The sequence below is a fragment of the Streptomyces sp. HPF1205 genome (assembly GCF_020400825.1).
GTDB lineage: Bacteria > Actinomycetota > Actinomycetes > Streptomycetales > Streptomycetaceae > Actinacidiphila.
The window spans coordinates 1-384 of sequence record NZ_JAINVH010000166.1; the positions used below are offsets into that span (position 1 = coordinate 1).

The following is a 384-nucleotide window of genomic DNA, read 5'->3' on the forward strand; positions in this document are numbered from 1 at the left end:
ATCACCATCCAACGCATCCCCGACCAAGCCCCCCTCACCACCCCCCAAACCGTAACCAGCCAAGATCTGACCCCCACCAACGGCACCCTCACCCTGCCCCTCACCTTCCAGGCCACCCACGACGCCTTCGCCGTCTACCTCACCCCGAGCTCGTCCTCGGGCACGACGACCGGCGGAACGACGACCGGCGGGACCACCACGGGTGGCACCACCACCGGCGGGACCACCACCGGCGGGACGACGACCGGCGGCACGACGACGGGCGGCACCACCACGACCGGCGGGACGACCGGCGGGACCGGCTCGGGCGCCTGCAAGGTGACGTACACCAAGAACGAGTGGCAGGGCGGCCTCACCGCCGACATCACCGTCACCAACACGGGT

General features: G+C 70.8%; 1 pseudogene. It reads left to right on the forward strand.

Annotated elements, in window-relative coordinates:
- A pseudogene (locus K7G61_RS36130) lies at positions 1-384 on the forward strand (hypothetical protein); the annotation flags it as partial.